The sequence below is a fragment of the Loktanella salsilacus genome (genome assembly GCF_024206795.1).
Taxonomy (GTDB): domain Bacteria; phylum Pseudomonadota; class Alphaproteobacteria; order Rhodobacterales; family Rhodobacteraceae; genus Loktanella; species Loktanella salsilacus.
The window spans coordinates 2050799-2068281 of record NZ_CP072994.1 but is presented as its reverse complement, the minus strand read 5'-3'; the positions used below and the strand labels follow the sequence as shown (position 1 = coordinate 2068281).

The 17483-nt window shown below is 62.2% G+C and carries 13 protein-coding genes; 2 read left to right on the top strand and 11 right to left on the bottom strand.

What is annotated here, in order from left to right; all coding sequences use genetic code 11:
- Positions 1-2: 2 nt before the first annotated feature.
- From KBW81_RS10075 to KBW81_RS10060, 4 genes are all read right to left on the bottom strand, one after another.
- Positions 3-1913 (bottom strand): PAS domain-containing sensor histidine kinase, encoded by a 1911-nt coding sequence (locus tag KBW81_RS10075; RefSeq protein WP_254247068.1) that lies wholly within the window; start codon positions 1911-1913, stop codon positions 3-5.
- 164 nt (positions 1914-2077) lie between these two features.
- Positions 2078-3460 (bottom strand): alpha,alpha-trehalose-phosphate synthase (UDP-forming), encoded by a 1383-nt coding sequence (locus tag KBW81_RS10070; RefSeq protein WP_254247067.1) that lies wholly within the window; start codon positions 3458-3460, stop codon positions 2078-2080.
- A complete protein-coding gene (gene otsB / locus KBW81_RS10065; protein ID WP_254247066.1) occupies positions 3457-4206 on the bottom strand; it encodes a trehalose-phosphatase in 750 nt (249 codons plus the stop codon). Before otsB ends, KBW81_RS10070 begins: the two co-directional genes overlap by 4 nt.
- Positions 4203-5045 carry a UTP--glucose-1-phosphate uridylyltransferase gene (locus tag KBW81_RS10060; RefSeq protein WP_254247065.1) on the bottom strand — a complete coding sequence of 281 codons (843 nt, stop codon included), beginning with the start codon at positions 5043-5045 and terminating at the stop codon, positions 4203-4205. The genes otsB and KBW81_RS10060 overlap by 4 nt, the downstream gene beginning before the upstream one ends.
- 332 nt (positions 5046-5377) lie before the next feature.
- Here KBW81_RS10060 and KBW81_RS10055 point away from each other — a divergent pair, with 332 nt between their 5' ends.
- Both KBW81_RS10055 and KBW81_RS10050 read left to right on the top strand, forming a co-directional pair.
- Positions 5378-5779: a hypothetical protein gene (locus KBW81_RS10055; protein ID WP_254247064.1), complete on the top strand. Its 402-nt coding sequence runs from the start codon at positions 5378-5380 to the stop codon at positions 5777-5779.
- A gap of 63 nt (positions 5780-5842) precedes the next feature.
- The gene (locus KBW81_RS10050) at positions 5843-6046 is read left to right on the top strand and encodes a hypothetical protein (RefSeq protein ID WP_090189863.1); all 204 of its coding nucleotides are present in this window, start codon (positions 5843-5845) and stop codon (positions 6044-6046) included.
- A 315-nt stretch (positions 6047-6361) separates the two neighbouring features.
- Here the strand turns inward: KBW81_RS10050 and KBW81_RS10045 are convergent, their stop codons facing one another.
- The 7 genes from KBW81_RS10045 to KBW81_RS10015 form a co-directional block, all read right to left on the bottom strand.
- Positions 6362-10246, bottom strand: coding sequence for a hybrid sensor histidine kinase/response regulator transcription factor (locus KBW81_RS10045; RefSeq protein ID WP_254247063.1), 3885 nt, complete (start codon positions 10244-10246; stop codon positions 6362-6364).
- A gap of 336 nt (positions 10247-10582) precedes the next feature.
- Positions 10583-11266 carry a glutathione S-transferase family protein gene (locus KBW81_RS10040; protein ID WP_254247062.1) on the bottom strand — a complete coding sequence of 228 codons (684 nt, stop codon included), beginning with the start codon at positions 11264-11266 and terminating at the stop codon, positions 10583-10585.
- A 98-nt stretch (positions 11267-11364) separates the two neighbouring features.
- Positions 11365-12999, bottom strand: coding sequence for an ABC transporter ATP-binding protein (locus tag KBW81_RS10035; RefSeq protein WP_254247061.1), 1635 nt, complete (start codon positions 12997-12999; stop codon positions 11365-11367).
- Positions 12992-13810, bottom strand: coding sequence for an ABC transporter permease (locus tag KBW81_RS10030; RefSeq protein ID WP_254247060.1), 819 nt, complete (start codon positions 13808-13810; stop codon positions 12992-12994). Before KBW81_RS10030 ends, KBW81_RS10035 begins: the two co-directional genes overlap by 8 nt.
- Positions 13807-14769: an ABC transporter permease gene (locus tag KBW81_RS10025; protein ID WP_254247059.1), complete on the bottom strand. Its 963-nt coding sequence runs from the start codon at positions 14767-14769 to the stop codon at positions 13807-13809. Before KBW81_RS10025 ends, KBW81_RS10030 begins: the two co-directional genes overlap by 4 nt.
- 1 nt (position 14770) lies before the next feature.
- Positions 14771-16348 carry an ABC transporter substrate-binding protein gene (locus KBW81_RS10020; protein WP_254247058.1) on the bottom strand — a complete coding sequence of 526 codons (1578 nt, stop codon included), beginning with the start codon at positions 16346-16348 and terminating at the stop codon, positions 14771-14773.
- A gap of 221 nt (positions 16349-16569) precedes the next feature.
- Positions 16570-17376, bottom strand: a complete 807-nt coding sequence (locus tag KBW81_RS10015) for a DUF6635 family protein (RefSeq protein ID WP_254247057.1) — start codon at positions 17374-17376, stop codon at positions 16570-16572.
- Between the last annotated feature and the right edge of the window lie 107 nt (positions 17377-17483).

Below are 17483 nucleotides of genomic sequence, written 5' to 3'. Positions count from 1 at the left end.
CATCAAGGTTTCGTTCCGACTTTTGCATCACGAAGTTGCGCTTTGATTTGAACCTCGACCCCCTGCGCGGGGTAATTCATCGTGGCTGACCCGTTTAGCTGGCCGCCAAGAAGGCGTTCCAGCAAGGTCGTGCCAAAGCCTGTGCGCGTTGGCGGGCAGACTTCAGGCCCGCCCATTTCGCGCCAATCAAGGGTCAGATGCTCACCCTCTGGCCCGATGGTGACGGACCAGCGCACTTCGATCTGGCCATCCTCGTTGGACAATGCGCCGTATTTGACGGCGTTCGTCGTCAGCTCGTGCACCGCCATGGTCAGCGGCACGACGGTGTCGGACGACAGAAAGACGCGTGGCCCCTTCAGGATCAGACGCTTGCCATTGTCATAGGGTTCCAGTTCGGACCGCAGCACGGCGCGCAGGTCCATGCCCTGCCATTCGGCGTCGGTGAGCGAACTGTGGCTGCGCGCCAGCGACGCGATGCGGTTGCTGACACCGGTGCGGAAACTTTCCATGTCGGTCGAGGTGCGCAGCGTGAAGCCGATGATCGCCTGCACCGTCGCCAGCGTGTTCTTGACGCGGTGGTGCAGTTCTCTGACCATCAGGGCCTGACGCTCTTCAAAGTCTTTGCGCTCGTCAATATCCAATCCCGATCCCAGCAGGCCGACAAAGGTGCCGTCTGTGGTAAAGCGGGGCTGGGCGGTGTTCAGCGTCCAGACATAAGTGCCGTCCTCTTGGCGCAGACGGTATTCCAGCTCGAATACATCATGATCGACGTGGGCTTGTTGCAGGGCAAGGCGCACCTCTTCTAGATCATCGGGGTGGACGGCATCCAGCCAGCCATTGCCGCGTACGTCCTGCGCGGTTTGCCCGGTAAAGCTATGCCAACGTTGGTTAACATAGGTGCAACCGCCCGACGGCTCTGTCATCCAGATAAAGTTTGGCGCGTTATCGGCCATTTCGCGAAAGCGGGTTTCGCTTTCGGTCAGCGCGCCTTGGCTGATCATCCGCTCGGTCACGTCATGCCCGTCAATGAACACGCCGGTGACTTCGCCGTCATCGCCCTTGATGGGCTGAAAGATGAACGACACGTACCGGTCCGTCGGCGCGCTGTCTTCCGAGGTCTGAAAGGTGACCTTGGCGTCTTGGTTCACGAACGGCTGACCGGTCGCATAGACCTCGTCCAGAATTTCAAAAAAGCCTTGCCCCGCGATATCGGGCAGGGCCTCTCTGACCGACCGTCCGATGATGTCATCGCGCCCGATCAGGCGGTTATAGGCGGCGTTGGTCGATTCAAAGATGTGGCGCGGCCCGCGCAGGATCGCCATAAAGCTGGGGGCCATCGCGAACATATTTTCCAGCCGTTCGCTTTCGGCGATTTCGCGGCGGCGGGCCATGACTTCTTTGGTGGTTTCGGTGCAGGCACAGAACATGCCCATGACAGTCCCGCTGCCGCCCCGCACAGGCGTGTAGGAAAAGGCAAAGTGCGCTTCTTCGGGATAACCGTGTCGGTGGATCAGCAACATCAGATCGTCCATATGCGTGCTTTCGCCCGCAAAGGCCTTGTCCATGATCGGCTTCACCACGTCGATAATATCGTGCCAAACGTCGAAAAACGGCCGCCCTAGCGCGTCGGGGTGGCGTGCACCCAACACGGTCGCATAGGCGTCGTTGTAAAGCATTGTGCGCGCGTCCCCCCAGGCCAGAAACATGGGCTGGCGTGACTGCAGCATCACCTCGACCAGTGTGGTTAGCGCGGTGGGCCAGGTTGACGGCGCGCCAAGCGGCGTGGTCTGCCAGTCGAACGCGCACATGCGCTGACCCAGCTCGCCGCCGCCTAAAAACGCAGGGGCATGTCCGCTGTCTTTTGGTGCAGACTTAGCATCAAAGGACTCTTTAGGGGCACTGGACTCGATCATGGCGCGCACTTTCCAAAAACAAATACGCCTCAGCCGATGGACTTGCCCAGAGGTCGCAACCCCTAGTGTAAAAGTGTCGCAGGCGATTGAATAGAGGGGATCGCATGCTGCACAGCGCATTGACGGTGCGTCAAGCTTGGGCCGTTATGCGGGGCCCTGCTGGATCAGACCGCCTCTGCCACCAGCGGTTTATGCGCAATCCGGGCCATGGCTGCCAGATAGCTATCCGTCCAGTGCCCAATGTCGTCGCGCTGCACCACCTTGAATAAGGCCGCGTGCCGTTCGCGCCGCTCTGCCAGGGGCATCGACAGGGCGGTGCGCAATGCGGCGGCCATTTCGCCGATGTCATAGGGGTTCACGATCAGGGCCGACGTCATCTGTTCTGCCGCGCCAGCGAACTGCGATAGGATCAGCACGCCGGGGTCTTCGTGTGATTGGGCTGCAACATATTCCTTGGCCACAAGGTTCATGCCATCGGCAAAGGGCGTGACAAAGCCCACATCCGCCGCCCGGTACAGCGCCGCCAGCGTATCGCGGGGGATGCCCCGGTGGATGTAACGGATCGGGGTCCAGTCCAGATCGGAATGCAGTCCGTTCACCTTGCCGGAAATCCGCTCCATCTCTGACCTGATGTTCTGATAGGCGGTCACGGCTTCCCGCGTGGGCGGGGCGATTTGCAGCAAGGATGCGCGCGGATCGCCGTCTTCGCGGGCCTCTAGGTACTGGCCAAAGGCGCTTAGGCGATTGTCGAGTCCTTTGGAATAATCCAGCCGGTCCACACCGATCACCAGCCGTTCGTCTGTGGCAAGGTTGAGCAAGGCGCGGCCATCGCGGCGACCCGCCTCTTTGGCAAAGGCATCCACGTCGATCCCGATGGGAAAACTGCGGATTTCAAAGTTCCGGCCCCGATATTGCAGCGATCCGTCGCGCAGCTGCTCTGCCCCAACAAGGGACCGATACATCTCGAGCGCGGCGGCAACATCGCGCTGGGTTTGCAGACCGACAAGGTCGAAACTGGCGATCCATTGCGGGAAAATGTGGTGCTGGGGCAGGGCCAGCAGGTCATGCACGGCCGGAAACGGAATGTGGTGGAAAAAGCCGATGGTCGCGGTGACGCCCAGTTCGCGCAGGCAGGCGGCAAGGGGCAGGAAATGATAGTCGTGAATCCAGACCTGATCGTCGGGGCGCAATTCGCGGGCCATCATTTTGGCAAGGCGGCGGTTCACAGCGATATAGGTTTCAAAATCGCCCGTGCTCAGCGCCATCAGATCGGCGCGGCGGTGACACAGCGGCCACAGGACAGAGTTGGCGTAGCCAAGGTAATAGCCGTCGTGTTCGGCCTGCGTCAGATCAAAGGTGCGCATGTCATAGCCATCGCCAGCCACATCGCTGAACCCGTCGCTGGGTGCATCGTTGATCTGGCCAGAGGTGCCGTACCACACGCCGCCATTTTCGTGCAGGCAATCATGCAGCGCGACAACAAGCCCGCCAGAAGGCGGCCCGTCCGATGGCACCCGGTTCGAGACGACGACAAGACGACCAGTCATAATGTTTCCTCCGATAGCCACGATTCAAGCAAAGCCAGCACCGCCGCCGGGTTCGGCAGGCGGTAGGCGGCGCAGGTGTCGCCGCCGCCGACGCGCACAGCGAAACCGCCCGCGGCGTTGGCCACCACCATCGCCTCTTCATCCGTGACGTCATCACCGATCACGACGGGGCGGATGCCGCTGGGCTGCTCTGCGATGATGGCGTGCACTGCGCCGGCCTTGCTGGCGTCCGATGGCCTGATTTCGAACGCCATTTTAGAGGTGTGCATTTCCATGCCCGGCGCGGCAGCCGCAATGGTTTCAGCCGCCGCGCGGGCAGCGGCTTCGGCTTGCGGGACAGCGCGGTAGTGGATGACAGCGCCGGTGTCTTTTGTTTCCAGCGTCACGCCGTGCATCTGCGCCACCGCGTCTTGCGCTTGGCTTTGCACGCTAGCGACCACCGGGCTGCCGACAAGCGGGTGACGCGACAGGGTGCCGCCCCGCCGCGCCTCTGCCCCGTGGGCCCCAAAGATGTCGCCGGGGAAATCCGGCAAAAAGCGTTCCAGCACCGCGACTTCGCGGCCCGACACCAGACACAGCCGCCCATCCAGTTTGGCGTGCAGGCCCGCCAGCAAGCCGTGCAGGCGGGCGGGCACGTGAATGCCATCCGGCGTCGGGGCCAGATCAATCAGCGTGCCGTCAAAGTCGAGCATCAGGTAAATATCAGTGGTCCCTTCGCGCGTTGTTGCGTCGATGTCATCCGTCATTCGGCCGCCACGGCGCAGGTCAGTTCCGTGGCGCGGGCATTCGCCGCGCCCAGCAATCCGGCATGCGATCCGCAGTCGTGGCGCGCGCCGGAAAAGCGAAAGCCCGCCAGCCCGAACGCTGGCGCATCGGCTGCAATCGCGTCAGTCAGCTGATATTCACCGCCAGCGCCGGGTTCCAGATTGCGCAGCGCGTCAAAGATGCGGCTGTCTAGGATATAGCGGCCCACGGCGGCCAGTTGCGACGGGGCGACTTCGGGGCTTGGCTTTTCCACCAGTTCCGACGCTTGTACGATCTTGCCGATGGACGCGGCGGCGGTTGGGCGGAAAATGCCGTATTTCTTAACATCCGCGCGGTCCACATCCATCGCCGCGATCATGTGGCCGCCGCTATACGCCTGCGCCATTTCCGGCAGGCAAGGTTGCCCAAGGATCACATCGTCGGGCAGGATCACACCAAAGGCATCGCCGCGCACATGGTCTGCGGCCATCAGCACCGCGTGACCCAGACCCAGCGGCTCGTCCTGTTCGACAAAGATCACCTCGACGCCGCTGCCCAGCGTGATTTCATCCAGCGCGCGGGCCAATTCAACCTTGCCGTCACTTTCCAACACGTCCTTAAGCGCGCTGTCCGGCTGCAAATAATCCCCGATCGCAGGCTTTGAGGCATGGGTGACGAACACAAGCCGCTTTGCCCCGGCCTTGATCGCCTCTTCAACCGCGAATTGCAGGATCGGCTTGTCATAGACGGGCAGCAGTTCTTTTGGGACCGATTTGGTCAGCGGCAAAAGCCTTGTGCCCCGTCCGGCGACTGGAAAGACAACGGTGTCCAAGATCGGCATTTGAATTCTCCTGATGGCAGTCATGTGATTATGCTGCGGTAACGTGTGGCTGATGGGGATGTTCCCCGCCCCATGGGGGCCATCGGCGCAAATTTGCCTGATATGCCGCGACCGCAGGCGCGATGCTGACAAAAACGGCAGCCGCGAAACTTGGTTTACAACTGCAGGTCATGACGGATGCCGCGCGCCATCACACCGCAGCGTGTGAAATTGGCAGACTTTGCACTTTTTTCGCACCCTGCACGCTGGGTGCATATTCACTGCAAATCCGCTCCTCAAACTTATCGCAAAAGCATCAGGCGACGGCGCGATTTGCGCCAAAACAGGAGAAGATGATGTTTCCCAAGATCAATAAACGCGCAAGCAATCAGCGCGGCACAATGACGTCCGCAGGCAAAGGCCCGACCGCGCTGTCATTCGCCTTTGTCGCCGCTATCACGCTGCTTAGTGCGGCGGCTGTGACGACATCGGGCGCGATGGCCCAAGGCGCAGAGGGCCAAGGTCCGAAAGGGCAGGGGCCGAACCCGATGGACGCCGTGGCCGAAGCCTTGGACCTGACGCCGTCCCAGATGCAAAGCTGCATGGGGCCACGGCCCGAGCCGGGCAGCGAACCATCACAGGCTGATCGCGCGGCCCTTGTCGATTGTCTGATGGTGCAGAACCCGTCGCTGACCCCCGCACTTATCGACGCCGCGATGGAGCAGATGCGCAAGGCCCCGCCGCCGCGCAATTAGATCAGGCTGTGAAAACGGCCTGCGCAATGTGCAGGCCATCAAGACACCAAAAGGATAAAGACTATGTTTCGCAAATCTCTGACCATACTGGCCGCCACGCTGTCGCTGGCCGCCCCGGTGGCATCCTATGCCCAGCAAGCCCCAGCGCCGCGCGCCGCCCAATACGCCCAACCGGCCCCCGCCCGCGGCGGCATGGATGCGGCCAGCCTGTTGCTGCCCCTTGCGCTGGTGGTGATTGTGGTTGGCGCTTTGGCGCATAAGCACTGACGCGCATACGGCACCGCGCGTTTGCGCGGTGCCGCCGTTTGTTATCCGGCACCGCGCGAACGCAGCGAGGAGCGGGGTGGACGCATTAAATTGTAGTTGAATGGATACCGGTCAAAAAACGTGACGTATCATCGGGGGTCGCCCTAAAAGTCCACCACCTCAGCGGAGATCAATAATCCGCGCCTTACCCTTGCCGTCTGCGTCATGCTGGCTCAACCGGGGATGGCATGGCTTCGGCGCAATTGGCGCGGCCTGCACAACAAGACGGCTGTTTGGCACAAGGTTCGACCGCTATTTAGGCCGCCGGCAAAGCAATTAGCCCGTCCGGACGGATGTTTGCGCCGCTGCATAGTCGCGCGGGGACTGGCCATGAAACGCTTTGAACCGCCGCGAAAAGCTGGACAAGTTGCGATAGCCGCAGGCGCTTGCGACATCGGTGACGCTTTGGCGGCCCTGCTGCAACAGATCGCCTGCGTGCTGCATCCGGCGGTCCGACAGCAGCGTATTGAACGGCTGCGGGCACAGCGCGTCGATCTTGCGCTGCAAGACCCGCGTGCTGACACCGCAAGCCGTTGCCGCATCCTCGATCCGCGCATCAGGGTTCGCAAGAGCGCCTTCAAAAAACACATCCAGCCGGTCCAGTAACTGCCGATCAAACGGCGCAAGGTCCGGTTGCAGCGCAGGCGCGGGCGCGCCGGGGTCCGGCAGCAGATGGTCGACGACATAGTTCTGCACCCGCTCTGCTGCGCGCAGCCGTAGCTGCACCTTACGCAGCACATCTTGCGGGTCAAAGGGCTTGGTCAGGTAATCATCCGCCCAAGCATCCTGCGCCGCGCGGCGGGCGGCGGTGTCCTGCAAGGCGGTCAGAAAGATCAGACCGATATGGGCGGTGGCCTTGTCGGACTTTAGCGATTTGCCAAAATCAAAGGCCCGCCCATCGGGCAGCATCACATCGCATAGCACCAGTTGTACCGGGTGCCGGTCCAGCGCCCGGCGCGCAGCGGCAAGCGATCCGACGGCGCGGATCTGGCCCACCTCGGCCAGAAGGTCCGCCAAAAAGCCGCGCAGATCGCTGTCGTCTTCGACGATCAGGATGGTGGGGGCATCGTCCTGCGCCGCCTTGGACAGCGGTGCCATGGCGGCGCCATCGTCCTGCGCTAAGGGTAACGCTTGCGGCGCAAGGGTCGCATCGCAGGGGATCACCACCTGAAGGGTCGTCTGTGGGCCGGTGTTTACACTCAGTTCGCCCTGCAACTGCAGAACGGACTGCGCAATGATATCCAAACCTTTTGATGGCTCGACCTCAAGGCTGCGCGCGATCAACCGGTCCGCAAGGTGCTGTGGCAACGGCGCGGTGTTGGTGACGCGAATTGTCAGATCTTGCGCCTGTGCGGTGATCTGCACGGCGACAGTGCCGCCCGCAGGCGTGTGGCGCACGGCGTTGGACAACAGGTTGTGCAGCAAGGCATCGCAGGCGCTGGGATCAAGGGTCGCCGCCCCGCTGAGCGGCGTTGTCGCAGACCAGATCAAGCCGCGCTCTTGCGCCATCTCGTGGTAGAAATCGACAATCGGTTGCACAAAAGACGCTAGATCAAGGGTCGCGCGGCCACCGCCCAGCCCTTCGGGGGCGGCGGCGGTATCAGCCATTTGCTGGGTCAGCATGGTCATACGGGCGGCGGCGCGGATCACAAGGTTGATCAGGCGCCGGGCCTCGGCGGGCAGGTCCGGCAGGCGCAAGGCGTGGTCCAGCGGCGCGCTGATCAGCGACAGGGGTGTGCGGATTTCATGCACGGTGCGCGCGTAAAACGCCGCCCGGTCCCGCGCAACGCAGGCCAGCTTGGCATTTTGCTGCGCCAGTTCGGCGGTTTTTGCGGCGACGATCTGCTCTAGACTGCGATTGCGTGCCCGGACTTGCCGCGTGCGCAGACGGGACACGGCCACAAGCCCGCCAGCGGCAATCGCGGCATAGCAAAGCCACGCCCACCAGCGCTGCGTAAAGGGTGGCATGACCTGAAAGGCAACCGCAACGGGGGCGGATGCGACCCCTGCAGAGGATATGCCCTGATATTCCAGCTGGTAATCGCCAGCCTTGAGCAGTTGGTAATTGATCCGGTGCCGCACGCCGCTGGCTGTCGTCCAATCGGTCTGATCCGGCAGCAGCCGCCAGCGCAGGGCGTTATCACCCGGCTTGTCATATTGGATAACGGACAGATCAATCGCGATGCCAAAGGGGGCGATAATTGGGGTCGTCGGCTGCTGATCCCACACCGCCGACACGCGCGGCGCGCTGCGCTCTGCATAAATTTCGCGGGGGTCGAACAGGGAAAACCCGTCGATCCCGCCCACCGCGATGGACCCGTCGTCCAGCACGGTGCCAGCGTTAAAGTTGAACTCTGCGCCTTGCAGCCCGTCAGAGGCGCGGAATACGTCGATCTGGTCCGTCGCCAGATCAAGCCGCGCCAGACCGTTGTTCGTGGTCAGCCACAGATCACCAAGGCTACCCGGCAGCATCTTGTAAATCGTCTCGTTCGGCAGACCATTCGCCCGGCCGATCTGCCGGAGTGGGGCCATATCGCTGTCCAGCAGAACGATCCCGCCTTGCGTGCCAACATAAAGCGGATCGCCCGGCGCGCCCTGCCAGACCGCGCGCACGTCGTTGTCGGGCAACACATCAAGGCCGGATACGGTGGTGAAATCGCCAGTGTCCGCGTTCCACCGGCTTAGCCCGCCGCTGGTGCCAATCCAGATCGTGTCGTCCGGCCCCTGATACAGGCTTCGCGTGCGGTTATGGGGCAAGTCGCGCGGCCCGTCGCCTTCGACGTAATGCGCAAGCTGCGTGCCATCTGCGCCAACGTGAAACACCCCGGTATGTGTGCCGATCCACAGCGTGCCATCCGCCGCGCGCAGCAGCAGCCGGATAAAGGCATCGCCCGCGACAGGCGTGCCATCCGGTGCGGTCATGCGGGACCACGTCAGCTGACCCGCTTTGCGCCGCTGCAGGCCATGGTCGCGCACGGCGATAATGACGCCCGACGGCTCTGACAGGATCGTGCGGACATCGTGGGGGCCGGGGCCAAGGTCTTTGTCCAGATCGACAATGGCCAGATCCTGCAGGTTCCGGTTCAGGCGCAAAAGGCCATCCTTACCGCCGATCCAGAGCCCACTTCGGCCTGCGTCGGCCAGCGCCCAGATGACGCCGCTGTCTTGCGGGTAGTAGGTTTCGAACAGGTCGGGGGACTGGGACACGCTGCTGACGCCGTTGTCATAGGTGCCGATCCACATACGCCCCAGATTGCCGGGCGTCAGCGCGACGATAGTGTCAGAGCTGATGCGCTGGCGCACGCCGCGGCGGCTGCGGTAGTTTTCCATGACGCCGGTGGCGGGGTCATAGACGAAAATGCCGTTTGACCATGTGCCAATCCACAGCCGCCCGTCTTGCCCCTGCGCAAGGGCTTCGACGTCGTCATCGGGGATGGCAAGTGGCTGGTCGATGACGCCTGTATCAGGTGTTAGACGGTGCAGTCCCGCGTCCTCTGTCGCGATCCAGACAAGGCCGTCGGTGTCGATCAGCACGTCAAGCACGGTCAATCCGGTCAGCGCGCTATTGCTGTCATCCCAATGGGTAAGCTGCCCGCTTGCCGGATCAAAGTGATAAAGCCCTGCGCTGCCGGTGCCAATGTAAACGCCGCCATCTGCACTGACCACAAGGCTGCGGATATAGTCGGTGTCGATGTCCGCAGGCTGCGCGCCGCCGGGCTGGGTAAAGGTGCCATCGTCCAGACGCAACTGCGTGACGCCGCGGCCATGGGCGATCCACATCGTGCCGTCGGGGCCGGGGGCAAGGTCGAAAACCTCGTCCGAGGCAAATAGACCACTGGCGGCGCGCAGGCTGGCCACGGGGTTCACCTGCTGGTCAAACACCGCGATCCCGCCGCCCAAGGTGCCCACCCAGATCAGCCCGTTAGTATCCTGCGCCAGCGCAAAGGTGTAATTGTTCGCCAGTCCCGGCGCGTCCGGCTGGGCGCGATAGACGTATTGAAAACTTTCCCCGTCATACAGGCTTAGCCCGTCGCCCGTCGCAAACCACATCCGGCCATCGTCGGCCTGAAGGATGTCATTGACGGTGCTTTGCGACATGCCGTCGTTGATCGTCAATTGGATCGCAGATTTCTGCGTCTCGGATCGGGCGGGTTGGCACATTGCGCAGACCAGGGACAGGGCGGCAATGGTAAGACGCGTAAGATTGGAAATGATGACACACCTAAAAAATATCGACGTAAAATAAATTGAAAACAGACGATTGTCTGGTGACGTTAAAGTCAAATTGAACGACGCCGCCCAAACGGAGTCCAGTAATACTTTAGATTGTGTTAAAATCGACCCTGCACGCTGTGCCATTTCCACCCAAAAGGCGAATTGGCGCATACTGCATATAAATAGGGGTTCGCTGCAAAGTCTTGGTCGCGGCAGCAATCGGCAGCGCTGTCCAAGCCAGCAAGGTCCGGCGCATATCGCGCCGGACCCATCGCAATCGCGTTACGCGAGGCGCTTGTTCTGCGGGAACATCATGGCCTTCGCATCGTCGTCCATCTCTTTTTTAAAGGTATGGCTGGCGAACATCGCCTCTGCGGCCTTTGCGGCGGGACGCGCATTAATTTCGTCCAGCAACCGCTTGAGGTTGGGCAGGTTTTCCCATGCGTCAGCGCCAAGGATGAACGGCACAGCGCGCGCCCAGCCCCAGACGGCCATGTCCAGAACGGTATAGGTTTCGCCCATCATATAGGCACCTTCCGAAAGGCGCTGGTCGATCAGGCCCCAGTGACGCTCTGCCTCATAGCCGTAACGGTTGACGGCATAGTCTTTTGGCTCTGGCGCGAAGTGCTTGAAGTGCACGCTTTGGCCCGAATAGGGGCCGATGCCACTGGCGACGAACATCATCCAGGACAGGTACTGCGCCTGCGCCTCTGGTGTGTTGTCGGGCAGGAATTTACCCTCTTTATTGGCCAGATACATCAAGATCGCGGTGCTATCGAACAGTTTGGCGTCGCCATCGGTCATCGCGGGCGTCTTGCCGTTGGGGTTGATCGCTAGGAATTCTGGCGTGAACTGCTCGCCTTTGCGGGTGTCCACGGGAACCGCGTCATAGGCAACGCCCAGCTCTTCCAGCAGCAGGGCGACTTTGGCGGGGTTCGGGGAGGGGTGAAAATAGAATTTGATCATCGGATCGTCCATTCGTGGATAAGATGGGTTTCGCTGGCGAAGTTAAGGTGGGGCAAGCGCCTGATTGCAAGTCACAAAGCGTTGCCCGCCACGCCCCGCTACCTTCCCGCGCTTTCAATCTTGCGGGATGCCACGACGTTTTCGAGCCATCCGACTTTCATCTCTGGCACAGAGGCGAGCAGCAGGTCTGTGTAGTCGTCGAAGGGCGGGGCGATGACCTGTGATTTGGGGCCGTATCGGACGACTTTGCCGCGGTGCATGACGGCGATTTGGTCGGCGATGGCTTTGACGGTGGCCAGGTCGTGGGTGATGAACATATAGGCGACGCCTTCTTGCGCCTGCAGGTCCAGCAGCAGTTTCAGGATGCCGTCGGCGACCAGCGGATCAAGGGCGGATGTGACCTCGTCGCAGATGATCAGGCGGGGTTTGGCGGCCAGGGCGCGGGCGATGCAGACGCGTTGCTTTTGCCCGCCTGACAGTTCCGCTGGGTAGCGGTCGATAAAGCCTTTGCCCATCTCGATCTGGTCTAGCAGTTCCTGCACGCGGGCGCGTTTAGCCGCGCCTTTGAGGCCAAAGTAGAACTCTAGCGGGCGCCCGATGATGGTGCCGACGGTGTGGCGCGGGTTCATCGCGGTATCGGCCATTTGATAGATCATTTGCAATTCGCGCAGATCGTCCCGGGCGCGGCCGTCCAGCGCGGCGGGCAGGGTGCGCCCGTCGAATGTGATCTGCCCGTCAGACGGGGGCAGCAGGCCGGTGACGACGCGGGCCAGCGTGGATTTACCAGAGCCGCTTTCGCCGACCACGGCCAGCGTTTGCCCCGGCGCGATCTGGACGCTGACGTCTTTGAGCACGTCCAGTTTGACCCCCGGATAACGGGCGGTCATGTTGTCCACGCGCAGCAGCGGCGCGGCGGGTTCTTTTTCCGTGTGGTCGATGGACCGGACCGACACGAGGGCGCGGGTGTAGTCCTGTTGCGGGGCCTCAATGATCTGGCGCACCTGCGCGTGTTCAATGGTTTTGCCGGACTTAAGGACCATAATCTCGTCCGACACCTGCGCCACGACGGCCAGATCGTGGGTGATGTAAAGCGCGGCGACACCGGTGTCCTGAATGGCCTTTTTGATCGCCGACAGCACGTCAATCTGCGTGGTGACATCCAGCGCGGTCGTCGGCTCGTCAAAGATCACTAGCGACGGGCGCGGGCACAGGGCCATGGCGGTCATCACGCGCTGCAATTGCCCGCCAGAGACTTGGTGCGGATAGCGCCGCCCGATGCTGTCCGGGTCCGGCAGGCCCAGCTGGCCGAACAGCTGCACGGCGCGGGCCTCGGCCTCTGCCCGGGTGGCAAGGCCGTGGCGGACCGTGGCCTCGACCACTTGGTCCATCAGGCGCATCGCGGGGTTAAAGGCGGCGGCGGCGGATTGGGCGACGTAGGTGACCTCTTGCCCGCGCAAATTGCGCAGGCCCGCCGCGCGCTCTTGCAGGATATCGCGGCCGTTCAGGAACACCTGACCGCCGGTGATCCGCACGCCGCCGCGCCCGTAGGCCATGGCGGACAGACCGATGGTGGACTTGCCCGCGCCGGATTCCCCGATCAGCCCCAGCACGCGGCCCTTGGCTAGGGTGAACGACACGCCGTGCACGATAGAGATGTCTTTGGGCGCGGCATCAGGCGGATAGACCGTCGCGCCAATCGTCAGATTGCGCACATCAAGCAGGGTATCATCCATCCCGGCCTCCTTTCAGGCTGGCGGTGCGGCTCAGCACCCAGTCCGCCACCAGATTGACAGAGATCGCGAGCGTCGCGATGGCAAAGGCCGGGATCAGCGCGGCAGGGATGCCGTAGACGATACCGTCCTTGTTTTCCTTCACGATACCGCCCCAATCCGCCAAGGGCGGTTGCACGCCAAGCCCGAGGAACGACAGGGTCGAGATGAAGAGCACCATAAAGATGAACCGCAGGCCCATTTCGGCCACCAGCGGCGACAGGGCGTTTGGCAGGATCTCGTGGAAGATGATCCAGCGGTTGCCTTCGCCGCGCAGGCGGGCGGCCTCCACGTAATCCATCACGGTGATATCGACGGCGACGGCGCGGGACAGGCGGAATACACGGGTGGCGTCCAGCAGGCCCATGACGACGATCAAGACGGGCAGGGTGACGGGCATCACCGACAGCACGACAAGGGCAAAGATCAGCGCCGGGATCGACATGATGAGATCGACAAACCGCGACAGAAACTGGTCAACCCAGCCGCCTGCCACAGCGGCGGTCAGCCCCATGATCGACCCCACGGTAAAGCTAAGGATCGTGGCGGCGGTGGCGACAAAGATCGTCGTCTGCCCGCCAAAGATGATCCGGCTCAGCAGATCGCGGCCAATGCTGTCGGTGCCTAGCAGGTGTTCGGATGACGCAGGCTCCCACACATCGCCGACGACCTCGGCCATGCCGTAGGGGGCGATGAAGCCTGCAAAAATCGCGCCAAAGGCATAAAGCGCAACAAAGGCGAGCCCGATCAGGGCGGAAACAGGTATCCCCCTCATTTCGGGTGCCGCAGGCGGGGGTTGGACAGGATCGACACGATATCAGCCACCATATTCAGGCCGATATAAACGGCAGCAAAGACAAGCCCGCAGGCCTGCACGACAGGCACGTCACGCTTTGTGACGTGATCGACAAGGTATTGGCCCATGCCGGGAAAGACAAAGACCACCTCGACCACCACAACGCCCACGATCAGATAGGCCATGTTCAGCATGACCACGTTGACCACAGGCGCGATGGCATTGGGAAAGGCGTGGCGGGCGATCACGGTGATCGGGCGCAGGCCCTTCAACTCGGCGGTCTCGATATAGGCCGATTGCATCACGTTCAGGATCGCGGCGCGGGTCATGCGCATCATATGGCCCAGCACGACCAGCACCAACACCAACACCGGGATCGCCACGGCATGCAGCTTTTCGCCAAGGCTCATGCTGTCGTAGATCGTGGATACGGATGGAAAGATGCGGAACTGCACCGTCAGAATGAACATCGCGATATAGCCCAGCATAAATTCCGGGATCGATACCGATGTCAGCGTGATGCCAGAGATCAGCTTGTCCGGCCATTGCCCGCGGTAGCGCACCGCGATGACGCCAAGGATGATCGCCAGAGGCACGGCAATGATCGCAGCGCAGCTTGCCAGGAACAGCGTATTGGCCAGCCGCCCCGACATGGCGGTCCAGATATCCTGACCATTGGTCAGCGCCGTGCCCAGATCGCCGCGCAGAATGCCGCCCAGCCAATCAAAGTAGCGCGCCAAGGCAGGCTCGTTCAGGCCAAGCTCGTTGCGCAGGTTCGCCAGCGCCTGCGGAGTTGCGCTTTGGCCAAGGATGGACTGGGCCACATCGCCGGGCAAAATCTCGGTGCCCATAAAGATCAAGGCAGAGGCCGCGAGCAGCAAGAGCAGGCCCAGCGATAAACGCTGGGCCAACAAAAAGACAATCGGGTTGCGCGTCACCTTAGCTGGCCAACCACGTCTTGTGCGGTGCAAGGCCGTTCATCGTGTCGCCGCCGCCGTCTGCGACCCAGCCCTGCACGTCATTGCTGACCGCCTCGATGAAGTCGTTGAACATTGGCACGATCACGCCGCCTTCGTCATGCACAATGGCGCCCATTTGCGCATAGGTCGCGGTGCGCGCGGCGGGGTCCAGTTCGGCCCGGGCTTGCAGCAGCAGATCGTCGAAGGCTGCGTTCGTGAACCGGGTGTCGTTCCAGTCTGCCGTCGACAGATAGGCGGTCGTGTACATCTGGTCCTGCACCGGGCGGCCGCCCCAATAGGATGCGCAGAACGGCTCTTTGTTCCAGACCTCGGACCAGTAGCCATCGTTGGGCACGCGCTGGATTTCCAGCGGAATGCCAGCCGCGGCGGCGGATTGCTGGAACAGCGCGGCGGCATCGACAGCGCCGGGGAACGCGGTATCCGCGACCTTCAGCACGATCGGGCTGCCGTCGTGGCCGGACGCCTTGTAGTGCTCGGCGGCCTTTTCGATGTCAAAGGTGCGCTGCGGCAGGCTGTCGTCAAACAGCGGATAGGCGGCGTTGATCGGGGTGTCGTTGCCGATCGTGCCAAAACCCTGCAGGATCTTGTCGACCATTTCCGCGCGGTTGACGGCGTATTTCAGGGCCAAACGCAGGTCGGCATTATCAAACGGCGCGGTGTCGGTGTGCATGACAAAGACGTAGTGACCGCGGCCAGAGACGCTCTTGACCTCGAGCGTTGGCGCACGGTTCAGCAGGCCCGCAACCTTAGGCTCCACGAGGTTGGCAATATGCACCTGGCCGGACTGCAGCGCCGCCATCCGGGCGGTGGCATCGTTGATTACAAGGAATTCCACCGCGTCGTAGTGACCGCGCTCGCTGTCCCAATACTCTGCATGCTTTTCAAAGGTATAGCGCACGCCGGGTTCCTGCGCGACGATCTTATACGCGCCAGCGCCAATGCCTGCTGCCGCATCGTCGCGGCCGCCGTTTGGCTGGATCTGCAGGTGATAATCGGCCATCAGATAGGGCAGGTCGGCGTTCGCCGTGGTCAGCGTGACCTCGACCCAGTCGCCATCGACGCGCATGGATTCAATGCCCTGCATGATGCCAAGGGCACCGGACTGAGAGTCCTCGTCCGAGTGCCGCTCTAGCGTGGCCAGCACATCGTCCGGTGTCATCACCGCGCCGTTGTGGAACGTGACACCTTGGCGGATCTTGAACCGCCAGACCTTCGCCTCGGCGTCGCTCTCGACCTCTTCGGCCAGACGCATTTCCAACTGCCCGTCGGGGGTGACATCCACCAACTGCTCGCCCAGCGTCCGCATCAGGTGGAATGTGACAGGGTTCGCCGCCAGCGCCGGATCAAGGCTGTCCGTGCTGCCGCCGCCGCCAAGGCCCATCTTCAGCGTCCCGCCCTTCACAGCCGTCTGCGCCCGCGCGCCGCTTGCCAGCATCGCGCTGCCAACCGCCGCCGTCATCGCAAGCGCAGACGCGCGGCCCAGAAAAGAGCGGCGGTTCAGGCTGGTGCGGCCTTTGGTGTTGACTGTCTTGTGCATATTCGGAATCCCTGTTGTCGTCTTTTTCGTCAATAAATTACGTGCGCCTCTTAATGAGCGCAGGCCATATTGCGGGGAAAATCCTGCGTTGTCAAAATCTTGAGGTTCAGACGTGAAAACGCGCGTGGGATTGGCCTTGATATGGTCGCCCAATATTGCGCTGTAACGTGTAACAAAATGACTGCGCTGCCGGGCGATTGCAGCCCCGCAAAGCCTTTAGTCTATGACCGAAAGACACGTAGCAAACTGATGCCTGCGTCCATCAGATCAGCGACGCGGGCCAGGATATGTTCCGGTGCCAGACCAGGGGAGCCGCCCTCGATCAGGGCGATTTTGCCCATCAGGCGGATCAATCGGCGGCGGTGAATCCCCAGATGCGCCTGCACCGGGTCTGCGATGATACCCGCAAATGTTGTGACCACGGACGCCGACATGGCAAGCCCTGCGCCGATGGCGATGACAAACCAGACCGGCAGCGCGACGGGAAACACACCATACCACGCGCCGCCCAGCGTTGATCCCAGCGGAAAATTCGTGACCGCCGTCGCATGCCCGACATAGCCCGATACGGCAGGTGCCAGCGACGCGATCCCCGGCGTGGCCGTGCCGAACAGCAGCCAGCCGGTCGTCAGCACAATCAGCGATGTCGTGATTTCCGCCACAGCAGAACGGACCGAGGTGTAGTCGTCGATCAACGCTTGGCTGCGCGCGGTAAGGGGCGCAGCTTGCAGCAAATCGGCTGCGATATCCGCCTCGATCTTGCGCGCGACAGAGGTGCGCAGCAGCACCCGCCGCGCCATGAGCCACGCGCTAAAACGGCGAAGTTTAAAAAGCCGCGCCACAAGGGCGACCAGCGCCATCAGCAAAAAGATCGGCGCAAGCGCCACGTTGATCGGCGCGCGAAGCAGGTCCCAGCCAAGCGCACTGCGATGCAGTCGCAGGGTCGCGCCCAAGTGGAAATGCCGCCGCACAAAAGCATCAACCGCGGCCTTAACCGCCTGTGCGTTCTGGTCTGGCGCTGCGGGCATCGGGTTCATTTTCGTAAAGGGGCGCATGTGAATGACTTAAGGTGGGCGGCATTTGTTTGAAAGGGCCGCAGTGTTCCCGCCGTCCGGCATCAGTGCGGCGGCCCGCA